Genomic DNA, 21,347 nt, shown 5'->3' on the forward strand with positions numbered 1-21,347 from the left:
GACCTCGCGTGGCGCGCTCGTAGGGAGCTACAGAATCGGCCACGTGTTTTGCCTGCGTGCGCGGAAACCGGGGTGCGGGCGGACGAGGTGGCCGAAACTCTGTCACACGATGGTAATAATCGATGTATAGCTTCCTGACCTGCACGTTCATCGCTCAGCCCAAGGAGAATCATGGCTTCCCTCGACCGTCGTGCGTTCCTGCGGACGTCTGGTCTGGCCGGGCTGGCGCTCGGGCTGGCCGCCTGCGGTGGCGGCGGCACGTCCACCGGCGGCGGTGGCGAAGGCGGCGGGTTCGGCGCCGTGAAGCTGCAGCTGTCGTGGAAGAAGAACGTCGAGTTCGCCGGCGAGTACTTCGCCGACAGCAAGGGCTACTACAAGGCCGCCGGGTTCTCCCAGGTCGAGCTGCTGTCCGGCGGCGGCTCCGGCACCTCGGTCGAGTCGGGCCTGGCCACCGGCCGCTGCTGGATCGGCCTGTCGGCGCCCACGATCACCGCGCCCGCCGTCCTCCAGGGCGCCCAGCTCAAGATCGTCGGCGCGACGTTCCAGAAGAACCCGTTCGCCATCATCTCCCTCGGCAAGAACCCGATCGAGGACCCCAAGGCCCTGGTCGGCAAGCGCATCGGCGTCCAGGACTCCAACGAGCTGGTGTGGAACGCGCTGCTCAAGGCCAACGAGATCGACCCGGCGAGCGTGACGCGGGTGCCGTTCCAGTCGGACCCGTCCATGCTCACCTCCGGCCAGCTCGACGGCTACGTCGGCTTCGTCACCAGCGGCCCGGTCCGGCTGAAGATGCAGGGCGTGGACGCCACCTACCTGCTGTTCGCCGACCACGGCCTGCCGCTGGCCGCCGAGACGTTCACGGTCCGCCAGGAGACGATCGACAACGAGCGCGACAAGCTCAAGGCGTTCCTGACCGCCGAGATCAAGGGCTGGAAGGACGCCGTCGCCGATCCGGCCAAGTCCGCCGAGATGGCCGCCAACACCTACGGCAAGGACCTCAACCTCGACGTCAAGGAGCAGACCGAGGAGGCCAAGATGCAGAACGAGCTCGTCGTCACCCCGGACGCCAAGGCCAACGGGCTGTTCACGATGACGCCCGAGCTGATCGCGCAGAACGTCGAGTCGCTGGGCAAGGCCGGTCTCGCCGTCAAGGCCGAGCAGCTGTTCGACCTGTCGGTCCTGGACGAGGTCTACCAGGCCGACCCGAGCCTGAAGCTCGCATGAGCGGCATCTCGATCACCGGGCTGAGCAAGACCTTCGGCAAGGGCGTCACGGCCGTCGAGGGCGTCGACCTGGAGACCCCCAAGGGCTCGTTCCTGTCGCTGCTCGGCCCGTCGGGCTGTGGCAAGTCGACCGTGCTGCGCATCCTGGCCGGGCTGGAGGAGCCGACGTCCGGCGAGATCCGCGTCAACGGCGAGTCGCCCGAGGAGCTGCGCAGGAGCCACCACCTCGGCATCGCCTTCCAGGACTCGGCGCTGCTGCCCTGGCGCAGCGTGCACGCCAACATCCGGCTGCCGCTGGAGGTCGCCGGGCTGAAGCCGGAGCCCGGCGTGATCGAGGACCTGATCAAGCTCGTCGGCCTGGAGGGCTTCGAGAAGGCCCGGCCCGCCGAGCTGTCGGGCGGCATGCGCCAGCGCGTGTCCATCGCCCGCGCGCTCGTCGTCAAGCCCAGCGTGCTGCTGCTCGACGAGCCGTTCGGCGCGCTGGACGACATGACCAGGCAGCGGCTCAACCTGGAGCTGCTGCGCATCTGGACCGAGAAGCCCGCCACCACGCTCATGGTCACCCACGGCATCGGCGAGGCGGTGTTCCTGTCGGACGTGGTCGCCGTGATGAGCCCGCGCCCCGGCCGCGTCGTGGAGCTGGTCCCGATCGACCTGCCGCGCCCGCGCACGCCCGACATGATGCGCACCCCGGAGTTCCACGCCTACCACGACCACCTCAGCGACCTGCTGTTCGGGCACGGCTCATGAGGCGGCTGCACGGCCTGCTCGGCGTCGTCGCCCTGGTCGGGCTCTGGTGGCTGCTCGCCGCCACGGTGTTCGCCGGCGACGGCGCCGTGCCCACGCCGTGGGCGGTGCTCGCCGGGATGGCCGCCGACGGCTGGGGCTTCTACGGGCCGAACGTGTCGGCCACGCTGACGGCGGCGCTGCAGGGGTTCCTGTGGGGCAACGGGCTGGCGATCGGCGTCGCGGTGCTCGTCCTGCTCGTCCCCAGGCTGGAAGCCGTCGCCACCCAGCTCGCGGTGATCAGCTACTGCATCCCGCTGCTGGCCATCGGGCCGATCATCCTCGTCGTGTTCGGCGGCGAGGCGACGGTGGTGTTCCTGGCGGCGATCTCGGTGTTCTTCACCACGCTCATCGGCGCCCTGCTCGGGCTCCGCTCGGCCGACCGCGCCAGCCTCGACCTCATCACCGTCTACGGGGGCGGCAAGCTGGCCAAGCTGCGCCACGTGCAGATCATCTCGGCGCTGCCCAGCACGTTCGCCGGGCTGAAGATCTCCGCCCCGTCCGCGCTGCTCGGCGCCATCATCGGCGAATACCTCGGCAGCAACGACCAGGGGCTCGGCGTCTCGCTGATGATCTCCCAGCAGCAGTTCCAGGTGCCGCGCACGTGGGGGCTGGCCCTCGTCGCGGGGCTGATCGCCGGTCTCGGGTACGGGGTCGTCGCGCTCGTCGCCCGGCTGGTGACGCCCTGGTCGACGGGCAGAGCCGAAACGGGGTCCGCGCTGTGATCGGCCGTACCGTGCTGCGGGTCGTCGGCCCGCTGCTGCCCTCCGTGCTCATCGTGGTGGCCGCCTGGTGGCTGTTCCTGGAGGCGTTCGGCATCAGCCCGCTCGTCGGCAAGCGGCCTCACCAGGTGTGGGAGTACCTGTTCACCGTGCCGGAGGCCGCCGCGCACCGCGACGCCGTGTTCGGCGCGCTCGGCATCACGATCAGGGACGCGGCCATCGGGTTCACCACCGGCATGGTCGCGGCCGTGGTCGTCGCCATGACGTTCGTGCTGTTCCGTACGGTCGAGCAGACGTTCATGCCGGTCGCGATGCTGCTGCGGTCGGTGCCGCTGGTGGTCATGACGCCGCTGATCACGCTCGTGTTCGGGCGCGACCTGCTCGGCGTGGCCGTCATCGGCGGGATCGTGGTGTTCTTCCCGGCGCTGGTGAACATCGCCTTCGGGCTGCGCTCGGCGTCGCCGCAGGCCACCGACCTGGTCATGGCCTATGGCGGGACGCGGACGACGGTGCTGCGCAAGGTGGCGGTGCCCACGGCGATGCCCTCGGTGTTCGCCTCGGCGCGCATCTCGGTGCCGTCGTCGATCATCGGCGCGCTCATCGCCGAGTGGCTGGCCACCGGGCAGGGGATCGGGGCCGAGATCCTGCGCGCGATCGGCGGCTTCCGCTACGACGAGGTGTGGGCGGACATCGTGGTCGTCACCAGCGTGTCGATCGTGGCGTACGCGGCGGTGGGCGTCGTCGAGTCGCTCGTCCTGGCGCGTTTCTCCGACACCCGCTGACGTGCCGGCGTGTCTCTCCGGCGCCCGCTGGGCCGGGTGGTGCGGGCCCGGCCGCGGTCCGATGCGGGGGAGTGGCGGCCGGGCCCGCCGGAGGGGAGCGCGGCGGGCGTGCGGTGGGAGACCGGCGGGTGGGGCCGGTCGTGCCCGGCGCTCCCGGGCTTGACCCTGAATTCTGGCCGCCACCCGTCGGCTATGTCCTGAAAATCGGCGCTATACCTGGAGCTCCACCCGCTCCGGGGCTAGCACATCACCGGCTTCAGCCAGGAGCACTCCAGGTCCCCGGCCGTCTCGGCGGCGGTGCGGAGCTGGGCGGGCGTCCCGTCCACCGCCGCGCCGCGCTTGAACTGCGCCAGCCGGATCGCGATCTTGTCCTCGATGTCCTTCGGCGAGCCCGACAGGTACTGGTTGAGCATGATGGCGAACACCAGCGGCTCACCGTCGGCGCTGGTGACGTACCCGGACAGGGCGGTCACGCCGGTGAGCGAGCCGGTCTTGGCCCGCACGTTGTCGGCCGCGGGCGTGCCGCGCATCCGGCTGCGCAGCGTGCCGCCGACGAAGCGGTCCGGGTTGCCGGCGACCGGCAGCGACGCGTACCAGCTCTCGAACCACGGCTTGCCCCGCACCGCCGTCAGCAGCTGCACGATCGAGGCGGGCGTGAACCCGTCGCGCCGCGACAGCCCGGAGCCGTCCCGCATGTTCAGCACCTGCACGCCGTTGGCCTTGGCGAAGTCCGTGGCGACCTTGAGTCCCGCCGCCCAGGTGCCCTGGCCGGCGACCTTGCGGCCCATGGCCTTGACGAGGATCTCGGCGTGGATGTTGTTGCTCAGCTTCATGAACGGCACCAGCAGCTCGCTCAGCGGCATCGACTCGTGCCTGGCCAGCTCCCCGGCGCCCGACGGCGCGGCGCCGGACACGGTCTTGCCGAGCACCCGCACGCCGTGCTTGGCCAGCGCGTCGCGGAACAGGGAGGCGGTGTAGGCCGTGGGGTCGTCGACGGACACCCACTCCTGGTAGGACCCGGCCACCGTGCCGGTGATCTCCACGGTACGGGTGCCGTGCAGGCGCTGGATCAGCACGTCGGTCTCGGCGCCGACCGTGGCCTTGTTCACGATCTTCAGGTAGCCGGTCTCCGGGGTGGTCGTCACCTTGACCTGGCCGCCGTCCACCGCCACGCCCACGATCACCGAGCCGGCGTCGTAGTCGCGGTCCGGCGACGTGGTCAGGGCGGAGATCGGCGCCGCGTAGTAGGCCGTCTCGTCGTCCCACGCCCAGTCCGTGCCGAGCCGTACGTCGTCGAACCAGGTGTCGTCGGCCACCAGCTTGCCGGTGACGACCTTGACGCCCGCGTCGGCCACCTTCTTGGCCAGCGCGTCGTAGTCCTCGGCCAGCATCGTCGGGTCGCCGGTGCCGCGCAGCACCAGGTCGCCGCGGAGCACCGAGCCGTGCTTGCGGCCGCCGTTGAGCACGGTGGTGGGGAAGCGGTAGTCGAGGCCGAGCGTCTCGGCCGCCGCGGCCGAGGTGAACAGCTTGGTGTTGGACGCCGGGAGCAGCAGCTTGCCGGCGTCGGTCGCGTACAGCTCCTCGCCGGTGGTGGCGCTCTTGACGAGCACGCCCGCCTGGGCGATGGTCAGCCGCGAGTCGCCGAGGATCTGGTTGATGTCCTGGGCCAGGTCGGCCAGGCCGGGTGACGGTTCGAGGGCGATCGCGGGGGAGGAGGGGCCTGACGCCCACGCGAGGGCCGCGACGAGCGCGCCCGCGACGAGGGATGCAGAGGTGCGCCGCATGGGGGTCTCCAAAGGGGCTGCGACTTGGGGGTCTCGCCTTCGGATCATCGAGGAGCGCCTGCGGGCTGTAATCCGCAAATATCCGTATCTTTACCGGCGGCCGGCCGTTACGGGAGGGCGGAGCTCACCAGGAAGCCGCAGTCGCCGAACGAGATCTCGTCCCCGGAACGCACCTTGGCCGGGCCCACCAGCCGCCAGCCGTTGAGCCGGGTGCCGTTGAGCGACCCGAGGTCGACCAGCATCCATCCGCCGTCGTCGTCGCGCCGCAGCTCGGCGTGGACGCGCGAAACCGTCAGGTCCGACAGCACCAGGTCGCACGCCGATCCGCGCCCGACCACGTAGCGGACCCGGTCGTCGTCGGGCAGCGCCAGGCGGGGCAGCCGGGGCCGCCGCCAGGCGGACTGCAGGCTGGTGGTGAAGTCGGAGGTCGCGCCGACCACCCTGGTCACCAGGTTGGTCACCCGCCCCCGGAACGTCGGCCGCCTGGGCAGATCGGCGACGAGCGCGTCGAGCTCCTCCTGGTTGCGCGCCCGCAGCGCCTGGTCGACGCGGCCTACGAAGGTGTCGTGGGAGATCCGCCCTTCGACCGCGCGGTCACGCAGCTCGCCGATCGCGCGGTCACGCTCACCGTCGGATGCGCGGAACGGCGGGTGCGTCGAGCTCATGCCCTGAGTATCGGCCTGAACCGCGTTCGCTGTCCAGAATACGCGGATCTGTTGCGGCGAGCATACTCAGTATGCATACTGAGTATTTATGTCGATCAGGCACGGGCTGCTCGCGTTGCTGAGCAGCGGGCCGCGTTACGGCTACCAGCTCAGGGTGGAGTTCGAGGCGTCGACGGGGGCGACCTGGCCGCTGAACATCGGCCAGGTCTACACGACGCTCTCCCGCATGGAACGTGACGGCCTCGTCACGCCCGGCGGCACCGACGAGCAGGGGCGCGCGGTCTACGAGATAACCGAATCCGGCCGGCGGGAGCTGGCGGAGTGGTTCGCCACCCCCGTCGGCCAGACCGACCGGCCCCGCGACGAGCTGGTCATCAAGATCGCGATGGCCGTGGCCGCCGCCGACGTGGACGTGGCCGCGGTGATCCTGGCCCAGCGCATGGCCACCATGCGCATGCTCCAGGAGCTGACCAGGGCCAAGCACCGAGGGACGGGCGGACCGGCGCAACGGCTCGTGATCGACTCGATGATCTTCAAGGCCGAGGCGGAACAGCGCTGGCTGGACCACTGCGAGGCCGTACTCAAGGAGAAGAACGCATGACTGTGGTGAGCCTGCGTGAGGTGACCCGGACCCACGGGGACGTGCACGCGCTCAAGGGCGTGAGCCTCGACGTCGCGCGCGGCGAGCTGGTCGCGGTGATGGGCCCGTCGGGCTCCGGCAAGTCCACCCTGCTCAACGTGGCGGGCGGCCTCGACCGGCCCACCTCCGGCAGCGTCGTGATCGAGGGCGCCGACCTGGCCGCCGTCAAGGATCTGGCCGCCTTACGCCGCAGGAGCGTCGGGTACGTGTTCCAGGACCTCAACCTGATCCCGTCCCTGACGGCCGCCGAGAACGTGATGCTGCCCCGCGAGCTCGACGGCGTGGCCGCGGGCCTGGCCCGTGAGGAGGCGGAGGCCGCGCTGGAGGAGGTGGGCGCCGGCCAGGTCGCCGACCGCTTCCCCGAGGAGCTGTCGGGCGGCCAGCGCCAGCGGGTGGCCATCGCCAGGGCGCTGGCAGGGGAGCGGCGGCTGCTGCTGGCCGACGAGCCTACCGGCGCGCTCGACACCGCGACCGGCGACGGCATCCTGCGGCTGCTGCGCGAGCGCTGCGACGCGGGCGCCGCCGTGCTGCTCGTCACCCACGAGCCCCGCTACGCCGCCTGGGCCGACCGGGTCGTCTACCTGCGCGACGGCGCGATCGCGGACGCGGCGGCCGTGCGGCTGGAGAGCGCCCGATGAGCGCCTTCCGCGCGGCTCTACGCCTCTCCCGCAGGGACGCCCTGCGCGCGAAGGGCCGCAGTGCGCTGATCATGGTGATGATCGGCCTGCCGGTGCTGGTGATCTCCACCCTGCTGACCGGGCTCGCCACCGGCGACGTCTCCAAGCGAGAGGGCCTGACCAGGACCCTGGGCACGGCCGACGCGCAGATCGCCACGACCGAGTACCGCGGGCCGATCAGGCAGGACGTCTCCGGCGTCTTCAAGGAGGCGAAAGGAACGCCGAAGTCCACGCGGCCGTGGACGCAGGCCGAGGTCGGCGCGCTGATCGACGCCCGGCTCATCCCCTTGAACCACGGCTCGGTGATGGTGAACCTGCCGAACGGCGAGGACGTGGCCGGCGTCACGGAGGTGGATCTGCGCGATCCCATGACGCGCGGGATGCGCCCGCTGCTCCAGGGCCGCTTCCCGGCCGCGCCGGACGAGGTCGCGGTGACGCCCGCGATGCTCGGCGCCGACGTGCGCCTGGGCGGGCCGATGAGCGTGCTGGCCGAGCGCCGCCAGGTGCGGGTGGTCGGCGTCGTCGCGTACCCGTACCACGCGCTGCAGCGCGAGGTCGTGAGCCTGCCGGGCACGCTGCTGCGCGACAAGGGGGACGGGCACGGCACCGGCTGGCTCGCCGACGCGCCCGCTCCGGTCGGCTGGGACCAGGTGCGCCGGCTGAACGCCTCGGGGCTCCGCGTCGAGTCCCGCGCGGTCATCGAGGACCCGCCCGCGGTTCCGCGCCTGTACCCGGCGTACTCCGGGAGGGACGTCGACCTGGTGATCGCCGCCGCCGTGGCCGGCGTGCTCGTCATCGTGGAGACCGTCCTGCTCGCCGGGCCGGCCTTCGCGGTCGGGCTGCGCCGGCGGCGCCGGGAGCTGGCCGTGATCGCCGCCCACGGCGGCTCCCCGGCCCACCTGAAGCTGATCGTGCTGGCGGACGGGCTGGTGCTCGGCGGGATCGCGACGCCGGCCGGGGCGGCGCTCGGCATCGCCGCCGCGATCGCCCCGGCGCCGCTGGTGCGCGAGATGATCGGCGGCTACGGCCCGCCCGACGTGCCCTGGCTCCAGATCCTCGGCGTCGTCCTGCTCGGCACGGCCACCGGGGTGATCGCCGCCCTCGTCCCGGCCGTGCAGGCCGCCCGGCAGAGCCCGGCGCGGGTCCTCGCCGGACGGGAGGCCCGGGTCATGGCCCGCGACCGCGCTGGCCACCCGGTCCTCGGCCTCCTCCTGATCGCGGCAGGGCTGGCCGGATGCGCGCTCGGGCTCATGAGCGAACGACGGCTGATCATGATCTGCGTGGTCCCGTTCGTGCTGGGGCTGGTCGCCGTCACGCCGTGGCTGGTGCGCGCCACCGGACGGCTCGCCGCGCGGCTGCCGCTCCCGCTCCGGCTGTCCGTGCGCGACGCCTCCCGGCACCGGGTCCGTACGGCCTCCGCCGTGGCGGCGGTCATGGCCGCCACCATGGGGGCGATCACGCTGGGCATCGGGGCCGAGAGCCAGTACACGGTCCGCAAGGAGAACACCTGGGCCGTCGAGCCGACGGGCACGCTCGTGATCAGGGGCAACGGCCTGGACGACCGGGAGTGGGCCCGGGTGCGCGCCGCCGCCGAGAAGGCGCTCCCGGGGGTGCCGCTGGTCAGCGGGCAGCGGGCCGTCACCGAGAAGGGCGAGGAGGCCTCGCTCCATTTGCGAGCCCCGTTCGAGGCGTGCAGGGATTTCTGCCACGGCGCGGTGTTCAACCTGCCCGTGGGGGACGCCCGGCTGCTCGCGCTCCTGCAGGGCCGGGTGGACCCGGTGGCCGCGGCGGCCCTGGCCGAGGGCAAGGCGATCGTGTTCCAGCCCGGAGCGGTGCGCGACGGCAAGGTGCGCGTCGGACTGTCCCTCGACCGCCGCGACCTTGAGATCCCGGCGGTCGAGGCCCGCCCGGCGCAGCCGAAGCAGGCCGGCGCCCTGATCCCGGCCACCGCGTTGCGGGCGGCGGGCCTGAAGATCAGCGAGCGCACGCTGTACGCGGCGCACCGGCCGGCCGATCCGGCGACGCTGGCGGCGCAGATCGGGGCGGCCCACCGCGACGCGTACGTCAGGGTGGAGAACGGCTACGACGACTACCCCGCGGGGGTGCTCTGGCTGGCCCTGGGGCTGGCCGTGGTGCTGGTGCTCGGCGGCACGTTCGCGGCCACCGGGCTCGCGGTGGCCGACATGCGGCGCGACCTCGACACCGTGTCGGCCGTCGGCGCGCCGCCCCGGGTGCGCAGGCTCATCGTGGCGGCCCAGGCCGGCTACATCGCCGGGCTCGGCGCGCTGGTCGGCGCCGTCGCCGGGTCGGTCACGGGCATCACGCTGGCCTGGCTGTTGACGAGGTCGCGCGTCCCGCGGCCGGGCGCTCCGGGGGACTTCCAGTTCGAGCTCGGCACGCCCCTCATCGCGGTGCCCTGGGTGTTCTGCGCCGTGGTCGTGCTCGGGCTGCCACTGCTGGCCGCGGCGGTGGCCGGACTCGTCACCCGGACCCGTCCGGCGCCGGCGCGGCGGCTCGCATAGGGTCCTTGATCCGGTAGCCGAACGTCATCGCCACCGACAGCAGGATGATCAGCGCGGGGACCGCGGTCTGCCCGACGAGCACCGCGGTCACCGCGCTGTCCGGCTGCTCGACCGGCCTGCTCGGCTCCGAGGACAGGAAACCGCCCATCGACAGGATCACGCCGAAGATCAGCGCCCCGAACGCGCTCACGCCGCTCTCGACCGCCGTCCACAGCCCGGTGAACACGCCCGCCCGCCGCTTGCCCGTGTCCGCGGCGTCCTGCGCGATCACGTCGGCCAGCATCGAGAACTGCAGCAGCGTCACCCCCGCCACCCCGGTGCCCACCAGCAGGATCATCGCGTGCGCGTACCAGCCGCCGAAGAGCGGGGTGGCCAGGGCCAGCGCGGTGCCGGTCGCGAACGCCAGCGCGGCCAGGATCATCGCGCCCCGCTTGTCGAAGCGCCTGGACAGCCACGACCACAGCGGCATGGTCAGCATCATCGGCCCCACCAGCGCCGCGAACAGCGAGGTCGTGGCCTTCGGGTCGCCGATCGTGTACGCGGCGAAGTACGGCGCGGCGGCCAGCATGATGGCCACCGCGAGCTGCTGGGTGCAGCTCAGCACCGTCAGCCACAGGAACGACGCGTTGCCCCTGACCACGGCGAACTGCCTGATCAGGCTGCCGGTGTCGGCCTGCGGGGCGCCCGTCATGGGGGCGCGGGCCGTGCCGAGGAACGAGCCCAGCATGGCGGCGAGCAGCACGACGGCGATCACCACGCCCATCAGCCGGTAGCTGTCCAGCGTGCCGCTGTCGCCCTGGCTGTTGACGATGGCCGGGGCGGCGATGCCGGCGATCGCGGTGCCCGCGCCGACGAACACCATCCGCCACTGCAGCAGCGACGTCCGCTCGTGGTAGTCGTCGGTCATCTCGGCGGGCATCGCCTTGTACGGCACCTCGAACAGGGCGTAGGCCGTGGCCGCCGCCAGGAAGCAGGCGCCCACGTACAGCGCGGCGGGGACGCCGGTCAGCGGCGGGCCGGCGAATACCAGGAAGAACGCGACGGGCAGCGTGCACGCGCCCGCCAGCAGCCACGGGCGGCGCGGGCCGAGCCGTGAGGCGGTGCGGTCGGACCAGCGGCCCACCAGCGGGTTGATCAGCAGGTCCCACACCTTGGGCGCCGTCACCACGACCCCGGCCAGCCACGCGGGCACCGCCAGGAAGTTGGTCATGTAGTACAGCAGCAGCAGCCCGGGCACGGCGGTGAAGGTCGCGGTGCAGAACGACCCGACGCCGTAGCCCAGGCGCACGCCACTGGAGACCGTGGGGGCGGCCACGCCGGGTGCGATCATGGCCTCATTGAAGCCGAGCAGAGGCTTGTTCGGTAGGGCCCAGTTTCGCTATTCGTGGACGTTCGCGCAGACCACGTGCGCCCCGATCTCGATCATCCGGCGCTCGCTGCGCGAGTCCGCGACCCGGGCCATCAGGATCGGCGCCCCGCTGGCCGCGAACTGCGGCAGCCGGGCCCTGGCGCCCCGGTGCAGGTCGCGCACGACGTCCTCGGCTGCCGACATGTGCACCTTGACGTGCAGCATGATCCCGGTCGCGCCGGACGCCGTACGGGCCTCGGAGATCCACACGTGGTGCACCAGCGGGAAGTCCTGGAGGAGCTGGGCGATCGCCTGGCGCAGCGCGGGCAGGATCGGGTGCGTGCAACGCCGGTAGCCGGGGTCGACCTGCTGCATCGGGCCCGACAGGTGCGGGCGCGGCGCCGGGATCCACGGCATCGGGGGCGCTTCGGGCGAGGCGGGGGCCGCCTGCGCCATCACGGTCCCGCGCGACACCGTGGCCATCGCGCCCGTCGCGTAGGCGGCCGGCGCGGCTCCCGACAGGACCGGCGTCGGGCCCGTACGGGTGGAGGTGAGGAAGCGCGCCAGGTCGTCGATGGGGACGGCGGCGGCGGCGGGGCCTGCGGCGTCGATCACGATCTCCCGCACGCCGGTGACGCGCTGGATGTCGAGGATGGTGTCGGCGTCGCACGCCGACAGGGAATGGCCGCCGCGGTGCCGGGCATAGGTCACCGCGCTGGTGTAGCCGAGCAGGACCCGGTCACCGGCCTGGGTCGTCCCGAGGACGACGGATCGATCTGGTCGCACGGCCACCAGGACTCCACAGTCAGCGAGAGCCGCCAGCAGGCGGTGCGGACCACCATGCTGGGCGAGCACGTCGGCAAGCGCAGGATTCCCGATGCTCATATGACGAACCATAGGTAGTAGGCCACGGCTTATCAGGCTAATGGCCAATAAATCTCCCGATCAAGACAAAGATGGGTGCAGTGTGGATGAGTTTCCGGGTGCTGGGTACCGCGGGAGGCGTCTCGAATGCTGGGTCTCTCGTGAACGCGTTCACAAGCGGTGGATAGACTCTGAGGGCTCCGAGGGACCCAGGGACGTGTCCCTCCCGCCCGCCGCTCGCCTAAGGATCCAACACTCGTGAACAAGCCCGTCGTTCTGGTAGCAGAGGAGCTGTCCGAGGCCGGTCTCGCCGTCCTCGGCGCCGATTTCGAGGTCCGCCACACCGACGGCGCCGACCGTTCCCAGCTGCTGCCCGCCCTGGCCGACGTGGACGCGCTCATCGTCCGCTCCGCCACCCAGGTCGACGCTGAGGCCATCGCCGCCGCGCCCAAGCTGCGCGTGGTCGCGCGCGCCGGCGTCGGCCTCGACAACGTCGACGTCGAGGCGGCCACCAAGGCCGGCGTGATGGTGGTCAACGCGCCCACCTCCAACATCACCAGCGCCGCCGAGCAGACCGTGGCGCTCATCCTGGCCAGCGCCCGCAACACCGCGCAGGCCCACGCCGCGCTGAAGAACGGCGAGTGGAAGCGGTCCAAGTACACCGGCGTCGAGCTCGACGAGAAGGTCGTCGCCATCCTCGGCCTCGGCAAGATCGGCCAGCTCGTGGCCCAGCGGCTGCAGCCGTTCGGCGTCGAGCTGATCGCCTACGACCCCTACCTGCCGCCGGCCCGCGCCGCGCAGATGGGCGTCAAGCTGCTCAGCCTCGACGAGGTGCTCAAGCAGGCCGACTTCATCACCGTCCACCTGCCCAAGTCCAAGGAGACCCTGGGTCTCATCGGCGACCGCGAGCTGCACGAGGTCAAGCCGTCGGTGCGGATCATCAACGTGGCCCGCGGCGGCATCGTCGACGAGGCCGCCCTCTACTCGGCGATCAAGGAAGGCCGCGTCGCCGGCGCCGGCCTCGACGTGTTCGCCAAGGAGCCGTGCACCGACAGTCCGCTGTTCGAGCTCGACCAGGTCGTCGTCACGCCGCACCTGGGCGCCTCCACGCACGAGGCCCAGGAGAAGGCCGGCACTCAGGTCGCGCGCAGCGTCAAGCTGGCCCTGGCCGGCGAGTTCGTGCCCGACGCGGTCAACGTCCAGGGCGGCGCCGTCGCCGAGGACGTCAAGCCGGGCCTGCCGCTCGCCGAGAAGCTGGGCCGGGTCTTCACCGCGCTGGCCGGCGAGGTGGCCACCAAGCTCGACATCGAGGTCCGCGGCGAGATCGCCGCCCAGGACGTGCGGGTCATCGAGCTCGCCGCCCTCAAGGGCGTCTTCGCCGACGTGATCGAGGAGCAGGTCACGTACGTCAACGCGCCGCTGCTGGCCAAGGACCGGGGCATCGCCGTCGAGCTGGTCACCAGCTCCGACAGCCCCGACTGGCGCAACGTGATCACCGTGCGCGGCGTGCTGGCCGACGGCCGCCACGTCTCGGTGTCCGGCACGCTCTCCGGCCCCCGGCAGATCACCAAGATCGTCGAGGTCAACGGCTACCAGATGGAGATCGAGCCGACCGAGCACCTGTCGTTCTTCACCTACACCGACCGGCCCGGAGTCGTCGGCGTCGTCGGCCGCATCCTCGGCGAGCAGGGCATCAACATCGCCTCGATGCAGGTGGCCCGTGACGTCAAGGGCGGCAAGGCGCTCATCGCGCTGACCGTCGACACCGCGATCCCGTCCGACGTGCTGGAGCAGATCGGCTCCGAGATCGGCGCGGAGAGCGGCCGCTCGGTCGACCTCTGACGCACTCCCGACAGGAGGGGCCGCCGCACCGGTGGCCCCTCCTTCGTGTCTCAGGATGCGAGATAGTAGGACATCCAACGAGACGCGCTGGTAGTCTGACGAGTAATGCGCCAGGTTCTCGTACTCATTACCTGCCGCGGCGGGGCCTGTTAGGGCAGGTCGACGACTCGCCGCGGTGAGTGGCGTTGCTGTCGGCCGGTAAGTCCCTCCTTCGCCGGTCCGTGATCCGGACCGCGAACACAGGCCCGGGCGGATTCGCGACCGGGATCCGACTTCACACATCCGACGCCCCGCGAAACGAGATGAGTCACCTCATGTACGAGATGTATGCCTGGAACAGCGCCGACGAGCACGAGAACGAGGCCGCCGAGGCCCTGCAGACAGCCCTGGACCGCCGCGACAACGGCGGCGCGCCGCATCCCAGCCACTGAGATCATGTGTTCGGCAGCCGAGACGAGCCGGTAAGGTACGCCCATGGAGTCGCGCAACATTCGTCTGGCCGTCATCCCTGGTGATGGCATCGGCACCGAGGTCGTGGCCGAAGGTCTGAAGGTCCTCGAAGCGGTCGGGACCAAGATCGAAGCCACCCATTACGACCTGGGCGCCGCCCGCTATCACCGCACCGGTGAGACCCTGCCCGACAGTGTGATGCAGGAGCTGCGCGGCTACGACGCGATCCTGCTCGGCGCCATCGGCGACCCCAGCGTGCCCCCCGGCATCCTGGAGCGCGAGCTGCTGCTGCGCCTGCGCTTCGAGTTCGACCACTACGTCAACCTGCGCCCGGTCAAGCTCTTCCCCGGCGTCGAGACGCCCCTGGCCGACACCCCGGCCGAGGACATCGACATGATCGTGGTCCGCGAGGGCACCGAAGGCCTCTACGCCGGCACCGGCGGCACCATGCGGCGCGGCACCCCGTACGAGATCGCCACCCAGGAGTCGCTCAACACCGCCCACGGCGTCGAGCGCGTCGTGCGCTACGCGTTCGAGAAGGCGCGCTCGCGCCCGCGCAAGAAGCTCACGCTCGTCCACAAGACCAACGTGCTCACCTTCGCCGGCGACCTCTGGCAGCGCACCGTCAACCGGGTGGCCGAGGAGTACCCCGACGTCACCACCGACTACAGCCACGTCGACGCGGCCTCGATGTTCTTCGTCACCCAGCCGGAGCGGTTCGACGTCATCGTCACCGACAACCTGTTCGGCGACATCATCACCGACCTCGGCGCGGCCGTCGCGGGCGGCATCGGCCTGGCCGCCAGCGGCAACATCAACCCCGAGGGCACCGCGCCCAGCATGTTCGAGCCGGTGCACGGCAGCGCGCCCGACATCGCCGGGCAGGGCAAGGCCGACCCGACCGCCACGATCCTGTCGGTCGCCATGCTCCTGGAGCACCTCGGCCTCAGCGCCGAGGCGGCCAGGGTCGAGCAGGCCGTCGCCGACGACATCGTCGAGCGCCTGACCGGCTGGGCCGGACGCACCACGCACGAGATCGGTGACGACATCACCGCGCGCGTATCGAGCTAGGGGCCGCCCCTGCTCAGCAGCGCCTGGCGGTCCCGAACGAGGACCCGCCAGGCGCTTTTTCATGTCCAAACGGGCGTCACCCCCCTTGCCATCCCAAATAGCGAGACAATAGGAAGTACGGACTGCCGTTTCGCGGCAGCACCCGCAGGAATCGCAGAGAGAAGGACCCGCGTCATGACCATCGCTCAGAAGCTCAGCTTCGACGTGCAGCTATCCGACCACGCTCGCACCGCGGCCGAGCGCGAGCAGGTACTGGCGAACCCGGGATTCGGCCAGGTCTTCACCGACCACATGATCTCGATCGACTACACCGAGGGCCGCGGCTGGCACGACGCCCGCCTCCAGCCGTACGGGCCGCTCAGCCTCGACCCGGCCACGTCCGTCTTCCACTACGCGCAGGAGCTGTTCGAGGGGCTCAAGGCCTACCGGCAGGTCAACGGGTCCGTGGTCACCTTCCGGCCCTACGCCAACGCGAGCCGGTTCAACCGGTCCGCCGCCCGCATGGCCATGCCCGAGCTGCCCGAGGAGACGTTCGTCGAGTCGCTGGAGCTCCTGGTCCAGACCGACCGCGACTGGGTGCCCACCACCGAGGGGCACAGCCTCTACCTGCGGCCGTTCATCATCGCCACCCAGGTCGGGCTCGGCGTGAACTACCCGTCCAAGACGTACAAGTACCTGGTGATCGCCTCGCCGGCGGCCTCCTACTTCACCGGGGGCATCAAGCCGGTCTCGGTGTGGCTGTCCACCGAGTACACCCGCGCCGCTCCCGGGGGCACCGGCTTCGCCAAGTGCGGCGGCAACTACGCGGCCGCGTTCGTGGCCCAGCGGGAGGCCGTCGCGCAGGGCTGCGACCAGGTCGTCTGGCTCGACGCCCACGAGCACCGCTACGTGGAGGAGATGGGAGGGATGAACCTGTTCTTCGTCTTCGGCGACAAGCTCGTCACCCCTGCCCTCACCGGCACCCTCCTGCCCGGGATCACCCGCGACTCCATCCTCGGCCTGGCCGACGAGCTCGGCCTGGAGGCCGAGGAGCGGCTGATCAGCACCGACGAGTGGCAGGCCGGCTGCGAGTCCGGCGAGCTCACCGAGGTGTTCGCCTGCGGCACGGCCGCCGTCGTCACGCCCGTCGGCTCCGTCAAGGGCGCCGACCGCGCCTGGACCGTCGGCGACGGGACCCCGGGGCCGGTGACGATGCGCATCCGCGAGGAGCTGGTGGGCATCCAGTACGGCTCCCGGCCCGACACGCACGACTGGGTCCACAAGATCCTCTAGTCGTGGCCGCCACCCCTACCCTCCAGGAGCACACCGCATGACCCTGCCCGACCCCCGCACGTTCGAGCAGCGCAAGCAGGACACGCTGCGCCGGCTGGAGTCCGACGTCGACACGTGGGTGGCGACGGCCGACCCGGAGAAGGGGGCGCCGTTCCTGGTGCCGCTGTCCTTCCTGTGGGACGGCTCCAGCCTGCTGCTGTCGACCCCGGCCGCCAGCCCCACCGGCCGTAACCTGGCGGCCACCGGGCTGGTCCGGCTGGGGCTGGGGCTGACGCGGGACGTCGTCCTGGTCGACGGCACCGTGGAGATCACCGAGATCACGGCCGAGGTCGGTGACGCGTTCGCCGCCAAGACGGGCTTCGACCCGCGCGAGATCGGCGAGCCCTATCCCTTCTTCCGCGTCCGCCCGCAGCGGATCCAGGCGTGGCGCGAGGTGAACGAGCTGAAGGGCCGCGACCTGATGCGCGACGGCCGCTGGCTGGCCTGAGTCAGCCCCCCTTGGGGGAGGTCCACGCGGTGACGCCGAGGACGCCCGTCGAGCCGAGGTCCACCGGCGTGTCCACGGTGAGCCGGGCTCCGGCGGCGGTGACGACCACCGTCGCCCCGACCGTGGCCCCGACCTCGGACCGGCGGCTCGTGTCCGTGTACGTGTTGCGCCAGGCCAGGCTGAAGTGCGCCGATCGGCCGGGCCGCAACGTCACCGTCTCCGGCCCCGGGTCCGCGACGGCCGTGGTGATCTCCTGGGCGCCCCGGTCGAGGCGCACCTTCAGCGGGTCGCCGGCCGCGTCCAGCAGCCGCACCTTCGGGTAGCCGCTGACCTGGCGCACCCGCTTGCCGCAGTTGGTGAGGATCAGCGTCTGCGCCCGCAGGCCCATCGCCGCGTTCGCCGGCTCGGCGGTGAGCCGCAGCCCCGACCGGGGACACCGGCTCCTGGCCGGCGCCGTGCGCTCGGAGTCCAGGGGCGGGATCGGCGTGGCCTGGACGGTGTGCCGAGACGGAGCGGGCGGGGCCCCCGCCGCGCCGGCCGTCCGCGTGCCGCACCCGGCCACCGCCAGCGCCGCCACGACCAGGACGTACGAGATTCTCACCCCACCATCCTGGCGCACCTCAGGGGCCGGGCCGCCCGCGCAGCGCCTCGACGAACGGGGTGAGAGCCGGGGCGAGCGGCTCCGGGGCCGGCCAGCCGTTGATCACGGCGAGCAGGCCCAGGTAGAGCTCGCGGCGAGGATCGGCGGCGGCCTCCAGCCGGGAGAGGAGGCGGCGCCGCAGCGCGGCGTCGTCGGGGACGCCGAGCGCCCGCGCGTACTCGCCCGCCACCGCCGCCACGTCGGCCGCCGACGGAGGCGCCCCGGCGCGGGCGCGGGCCGCCTCGACCGGGCCGGGACGCAGGCCGAGGCCGTCGTCCCGGTGGTCCTCGGCCAGCCGGCGCATCGAGGCGCGGAAGTCCGGGTCGCGGGACAGCTCGGCCAGCCGCACCCAGGCCTCGACCTGCTCGGCCGTGGGGTCGTCGGGCAGTTCGGGCGTCATCGAGCGCCTGGGGCCGTCGAGCTCCAGCCCGTCGACCACCAGCCCGTCGAACACCGCGTCCAGGAAGCCGCCGATCAGCTCCCGGCGCTCCTCCTCGGACAGTCTGGCCAGCTTGTGCATGAGATCCATCTCCTCAGGGGTCGAGCCCCGCCTGGCCACCGCCGTGAGCACCGCCCGGCGCTGCCTGAGCGTGCGGATCTGCACGCTCAGCGCCTCGGCGTGGGCCGCGGCGACCTCGGCGAGCGTGACCTCCCGGTCCACGACCCTGCGGATGGTCGCCAGGCCCACACCCAGCTCGCGCAGCGTCCGTACGAGATCGAGGCGGGCGACGGCGGCGGCGTCGTAGCGGCGGTAGCCGGTGGGGCCGCGGTCGGCGGGCGGCACGATGCCCTGGTCGGAGTAGAACCTGATGGTCTTGACCGTCAGCCCGGTGCGCCGGGCCAGGTCGCCGATCGAGTAGAGCGTGCCGTCCATGCCCCCACCTTTGCGTCTCCCCTTGCTGGAGAGTCAATTGTCCGGTTCATGATGAGATCACGCCGGGCCGGGCGGGCCGGGGTGCGCAGCGCGCTCGTGGTGGCTGCCGCGGGCGGGCGGGCGCGTGTCTCGTAGGCTGCGTGGGTGCAGAAGCGGGCAATGGTCATCGTCACCGTGGTGTTCGCGGGACTCACCAGCGTCTACGTGGTGGCCGGCTCGCCGCTGGCGCTGCTCGCCTTCCCCCTCCAGGTGGCGTTCGTCAGGCGCCGGACGTGGTGGGTGCTCGCCGCGCAGACCGTGGTGACCTGCGGCTCGGTGCTGCTGTACGGCACGTCGGTCGGGATTCTCGGCTTCGTCGGCGGGTCGCTGCTCCTGACCAGGCTGTGGCCGCTCGCGCTGGGCGTCGTCGGGGTCGCGGCCCTCATCGGCCCCGCCGACCCGCTGATCAGCATGGTGCTGATCTGCCTGCTCGTCCGCGGCCTCACCATCATGGTCGACCGGATCGACGAGGTGAACGCCGCCCGCCTGTCCCTGGCCCTGACCGCCGCGGCCGAGGAACGGCTGCGCATCGCCGCCGAGCTCAGCCGCGGCCTGGGCGAGGCGCTGGCCGCCATCGCCCGCAGCGCCGCGGCCGGCGCCCCTGACGTGGAGACGGCCCGGCGCGCACTGGCCGACGCGCGGGCCGCGGCGGCCGGCTACCGTGCGATGTCGCTGGCCCCGGAGGTCACCACGGCCAAGGCCATGCTCGCCGCCGCCGGCATCGTCCCCGAGGTGCGCATGAGCCACGCCGAACCGCTCGGCCCGGCGGGCGCGCTGCTCGCGGCCGTGCTGCGCGAGGCCGTGACCGACGTCGTACGCCGGCGTTCGGCCACGACCTGCCTGATCGAGACCGTCGCCGTCGCGGACTCGGTACGGCTGCGCGTCTGCGACGACGGCGCGCGCACCGCGGGCGACGACCGGCTGGGCGAGCTGCCCGCGCAGGTCGATGCTGCCGGAGGCACGCTCACGGTCGGCATCGCACCGGACTCCAAGCTGGTCGTCGAGGCCACGCTGCCCGCCACCCGCGCGCCCGCCCCGCCCGCCGCCGACGCGCCGGTGGCGACGGCGCTGCTGGCGACCGTCATGGTCGGCTTCTCGGCCAAGGCGCTGCTGCTCGCGGGCTCGTTCTGGCCCGCGCCGCTGCTGCTGGTCATCATCGTCATGCAGCTCCGCTCGATCGAGGGACGCCACAGGACGGCGCTGGCGATCATGGCGGTGCTGACGTTCGCGCCGATCCCGCTGTTCGGGCAGGCGTGGCTGGGCGTGGCCGGTTTCCTGGCCGGTCCGGTCCTGCTGGCGTTCCGGTGGGCGGTGGCGCTGCCGCTCACCGCCGTGATCGTCGCGGTCGTCACGGCCGCCGGCGTCCTGCTCCGCCTGCCGGTCCCGCTGACCGTGAACTACGCCATCAGCACGGTCGTGACCGGCCTGGTCATGTACGGGCTGCTCACGCTGGCCCGGCTGACCAGGGAGCTGCGCGAGTCCAGGGACGGCCTGGCCCGCGCCGCCGTGGTCGAGGAACGGCTGCGCGCCGCCCGCGACCTCCATGACCTGCTCGGCCACACGCTGGCCGCGATCCTGCTGAAGTGCGAGCTCGCCCGCCGCCTCGACCCCGAACGCGCTCGTAAGGAGCTCGCCGACGTGGCGGCGATGACCGAGCGGGCGACGGCGGACCTCGCGACCGTCTCGGGCGAGCACGGGCGGCTCTCGCTGGCCGCCGAGGCGGAGTCGGCGCGTTCGGTGCTGGCCGCCGCGGGGGTCGCCGCCACGCTCGACCTCCGCCATCCCGGCCTCGACCCGGAGGTGGAGCACGTGCTCGGCGCGGTGCTGCGGGAGGCCGTGACCAACGTGCTGCGCCACAGCGCGGCGAGCCGCTGCTCGATCACCACCGCGGCCGGCGACGGCGTCGTACGGCTGAGCGTCCGCAACGACGGGACGCGCGCCTCGGAGGGGCGGCGTGGTTCGGCCGGGATCGGCAACCTCACCACCCGCCTGTCCGAGCTGGACGGGCGCCTGGCCGTCTCCGGCGAGGGCGGCTGGTTCGAACTGACCGCCACGATCCCCGCCCCGGCCCTGACCCCGGCTCCTGCTCGATAGAGCCGCCCCGCCGGAGGACGCCCGCTAGATCCAGCCGGCTTCGGCGGCGATGCGGGCGGCGTCGGTGCGGTTGCGGGCGTTGAGCTTGGTGACGATCGCCGTGAGGTAGTTGCGCACCGTCCCCGCGCTCAGGAACAGCTCGGCGGCGATCTCCGTGGCCTCGGCGCCGCCCGCGGCCAGCCGCAGCACGTCGGCCTCGCGCGGGGTGAGCGGGTTGTCGGCCAGGTTCCAGGCGGTGACGGCGAGCGAGGGGTCCAGGACGCGCTCCCCCCGCGTCACCTTCCTGATCGCCGCGGTCAGCTCGTCCGGCGGCGCCGTCTTCAGCACGAACCCGTCCACCTGCGAGGCGAGCGCCCGGCGCAGGTGTCCCGGCTTGCCGTGCGCGGTGAGCATGAGCGTGCGGCAGCCGGGCGCCCGGGTGCGCAGTTTGGCGGCGGCGTCGAGGCCGTCCATCGCCCCTGGCATGTCGATGTCGAGCACGGCCACGTCCGGCCGGTGCTCGACGGCGGCGGCGACGGCCGCCTCGCCCGACTCGACGGCCGCGACGACGTCGATGTCGGCTTCC

The 21,347-nt window shown here is 72.3% G+C and carries 19 protein-coding genes; 12 read left to right on the forward strand and 7 right to left on the reverse strand.

Translation table 11 applies throughout. The features are described from left to right. Positions 1 to 171: 171 nt before the first annotated feature. From KME80_RS05980 to KME80_RS05995, 4 genes are read left to right on the forward strand one after another with little or no spacing between them, the layout of a single operon-like run. Positions 172 to 1,224: an ABC transporter substrate-binding protein gene (locus KME80_RS05980; RefSeq protein ID WP_219501110.1), complete on the forward strand. Its 1,053-nt coding sequence runs from the start codon at positions 172 to 174 to the stop codon at positions 1,222 to 1,224. Then, positions 1,221 to 1,973, forward strand: coding sequence for an ABC transporter ATP-binding protein (locus KME80_RS05985; protein WP_219501113.1), 753 nt, complete (start codon positions 1,221 to 1,223; stop codon positions 1,971 to 1,973). Before KME80_RS05980 ends, KME80_RS05985 begins: the two co-directional genes overlap by 4 nt. Beyond that, positions 1,970 to 2,734, forward strand: a complete 765-nt coding sequence (locus tag KME80_RS05990) for an ABC transporter permease (RefSeq protein WP_219501116.1) — start codon at positions 1,970 to 1,972, stop codon at positions 2,732 to 2,734. Before KME80_RS05985 ends, KME80_RS05990 begins: the two co-directional genes overlap by 4 nt. Then, positions 2,731 to 3,513: an ABC transporter permease gene (locus tag KME80_RS05995; RefSeq protein ID WP_308125626.1), complete on the forward strand. Its 783-nt coding sequence runs from the start codon at positions 2,731 to 2,733 to the stop codon at positions 3,511 to 3,513. The genes KME80_RS05990 and KME80_RS05995 overlap by 4 nt, the downstream gene beginning before the upstream one ends. Positions 3,514 to 3,752: 239 nt before the next feature. On the opposite strand, the gene dacB is transcribed toward KME80_RS05995, so the two are convergent. Together dacB and KME80_RS06005 are read right to left on the reverse strand one after the other, a co-directional pair. After that, positions 3,753 to 5,297 (reverse strand): D-alanyl-D-alanine carboxypeptidase/D-alanyl-D-alanine endopeptidase, encoded by a 1,545-nt coding sequence (dacB, locus tag KME80_RS06000; protein ID WP_219501119.1) that lies wholly within the window; start codon positions 5,295 to 5,297, stop codon positions 3,753 to 3,755. Positions 5,298 to 5,404: 107 nt separating this feature from the next. Further along, the gene (locus KME80_RS06005; protein WP_219501122.1) at positions 5,405 to 5,962 is read right to left on the reverse strand and encodes an FHA domain-containing protein; all 558 of its coding nucleotides are present in this window, start codon (positions 5,960 to 5,962) and stop codon (positions 5,405 to 5,407) included. Positions 5,963 to 6,050: 88 nt separating this feature from the next. Here KME80_RS06005 and KME80_RS06010 point away from each other — a divergent pair, with 88 nt between their 5' ends. The 3 genes from KME80_RS06010 to KME80_RS06020 are packed head-to-tail and all read left to right on the forward strand — an operon-like array spanning position 6,051 to position 9,801. Beyond that, entirely contained in the window at positions 6,051 to 6,563 is a 513-nt protein-coding gene (locus KME80_RS06010; protein WP_219501126.1) for a PadR family transcriptional regulator, read from the forward strand. Continuing rightward, entirely contained in the window at positions 6,560 to 7,240 is a 681-nt protein-coding gene (locus KME80_RS06015; protein WP_219501129.1) for an ABC transporter ATP-binding protein, read from the forward strand. The genes KME80_RS06010 and KME80_RS06015 overlap by 4 nt, the downstream gene beginning before the upstream one ends. Further along, on the forward strand, positions 7,237 to 9,801 hold the full coding sequence (locus tag KME80_RS06020) for an FtsX-like permease family protein (protein WP_219501132.1): 2,565 nt from the start codon (positions 7,237 to 7,239) through the stop codon (positions 9,799 to 9,801). Before KME80_RS06015 ends, KME80_RS06020 begins: the two co-directional genes overlap by 4 nt. On the opposite strand, the gene KME80_RS06025 is transcribed toward KME80_RS06020, so the two are convergent. Beyond that, on the reverse strand, positions 9,761 to 11,131 hold the full coding sequence (locus tag KME80_RS06025; protein WP_219501137.1) for an MFS transporter: 1,371 nt from the start codon (positions 11,129 to 11,131) through the stop codon (positions 9,761 to 9,763). The two genes, KME80_RS06020 and KME80_RS06025, sit on opposite strands and share 41 nt — an antisense overlap. Positions 11,132 to 11,179: 48 nt before the next feature. Continuing rightward, the gene (locus KME80_RS06030; protein ID WP_219501153.1) at positions 11,180 to 12,034 is read right to left on the reverse strand and encodes a hypothetical protein; all 855 of its coding nucleotides are present in this window, start codon (positions 12,032 to 12,034) and stop codon (positions 11,180 to 11,182) included. Positions 12,035 to 12,271: 237 nt separating this feature from the next. On the opposite strand from KME80_RS06030, the gene serA reads away from it, so the two are divergent. The 4 genes from serA (at position 12,272) to KME80_RS06050 (ending at position 17,135) form a co-directional block, all read left to right on the forward strand. Beyond that, a complete protein-coding gene (serA, locus tag KME80_RS06035) occupies positions 12,272 to 13,855 on the forward strand; it encodes a phosphoglycerate dehydrogenase (protein ID WP_219501156.1) in 1,584 nt (527 codons plus the stop codon). A gap of 474 nt (positions 13,856 to 14,329) precedes the next feature. After that, positions 14,330 to 15,376, forward strand: coding sequence for a 3-isopropylmalate dehydrogenase (locus tag KME80_RS06040; protein WP_219501159.1), 1,047 nt, complete (start codon positions 14,330 to 14,332; stop codon positions 15,374 to 15,376). Positions 15,377 to 15,550: 174 nt separating this feature from the next. Next, positions 15,551 to 16,648: a branched-chain amino acid aminotransferase gene (locus tag KME80_RS06045; RefSeq protein WP_219501162.1), complete on the forward strand. Its 1,098-nt coding sequence runs from the start codon at positions 15,551 to 15,553 to the stop codon at positions 16,646 to 16,648. Positions 16,649 to 16,685: 37 nt separating this feature from the next. After that, positions 16,686 to 17,135, forward strand: a complete 450-nt coding sequence (locus tag KME80_RS06050; RefSeq protein WP_219501165.1) for a pyridoxamine 5'-phosphate oxidase family protein — start codon at positions 16,686 to 16,688, stop codon at positions 17,133 to 17,135. Between the two features lies 1 nt (position 17,136). On the opposite strand, the gene KME80_RS50015 is transcribed toward KME80_RS06050, so the two are convergent. Together KME80_RS50015 and KME80_RS06060 are read right to left on the reverse strand one after the other, a co-directional pair. Continuing rightward, on the reverse strand, positions 17,137 to 17,736 hold the full coding sequence (locus KME80_RS50015; RefSeq protein ID WP_219501166.1) for a DUF4232 domain-containing protein: 600 nt from the start codon (positions 17,734 to 17,736) through the stop codon (positions 17,137 to 17,139). Between the two features lie 19 nt (positions 17,737 to 17,755). Beyond that, positions 17,756 to 18,649, reverse strand: coding sequence for a MerR family transcriptional regulator (locus tag KME80_RS06060; protein WP_219501169.1), 894 nt, complete (start codon positions 18,647 to 18,649; stop codon positions 17,756 to 17,758). A gap of 144 nt (positions 18,650 to 18,793) precedes the next feature. On the opposite strand from KME80_RS06060, the gene KME80_RS52610 reads away from it, so the two are divergent. Further along, positions 18,794 to 20,782, forward strand: a complete 1,989-nt coding sequence (locus KME80_RS52610; RefSeq protein ID WP_219501173.1) for a sensor histidine kinase — start codon at positions 18,794 to 18,796, stop codon at positions 20,780 to 20,782. 24 nt (positions 20,783 to 20,806) lie between these two features. Here KME80_RS52610 and KME80_RS06070 read toward each other — a convergent pair. Then, a partial coding sequence (locus KME80_RS06070; protein ID WP_219501176.1) for a response regulator transcription factor occupies positions 20,807 to 21,347 on the reverse strand: 541 nt, incomplete at its 5' end.

The organism is Nonomuraea ceibae (genome assembly GCF_019396325.1).
GTDB lineage: Bacteria > Actinomycetota > Actinomycetes > Streptosporangiales > Streptosporangiaceae > Nonomuraea > Nonomuraea ceibae.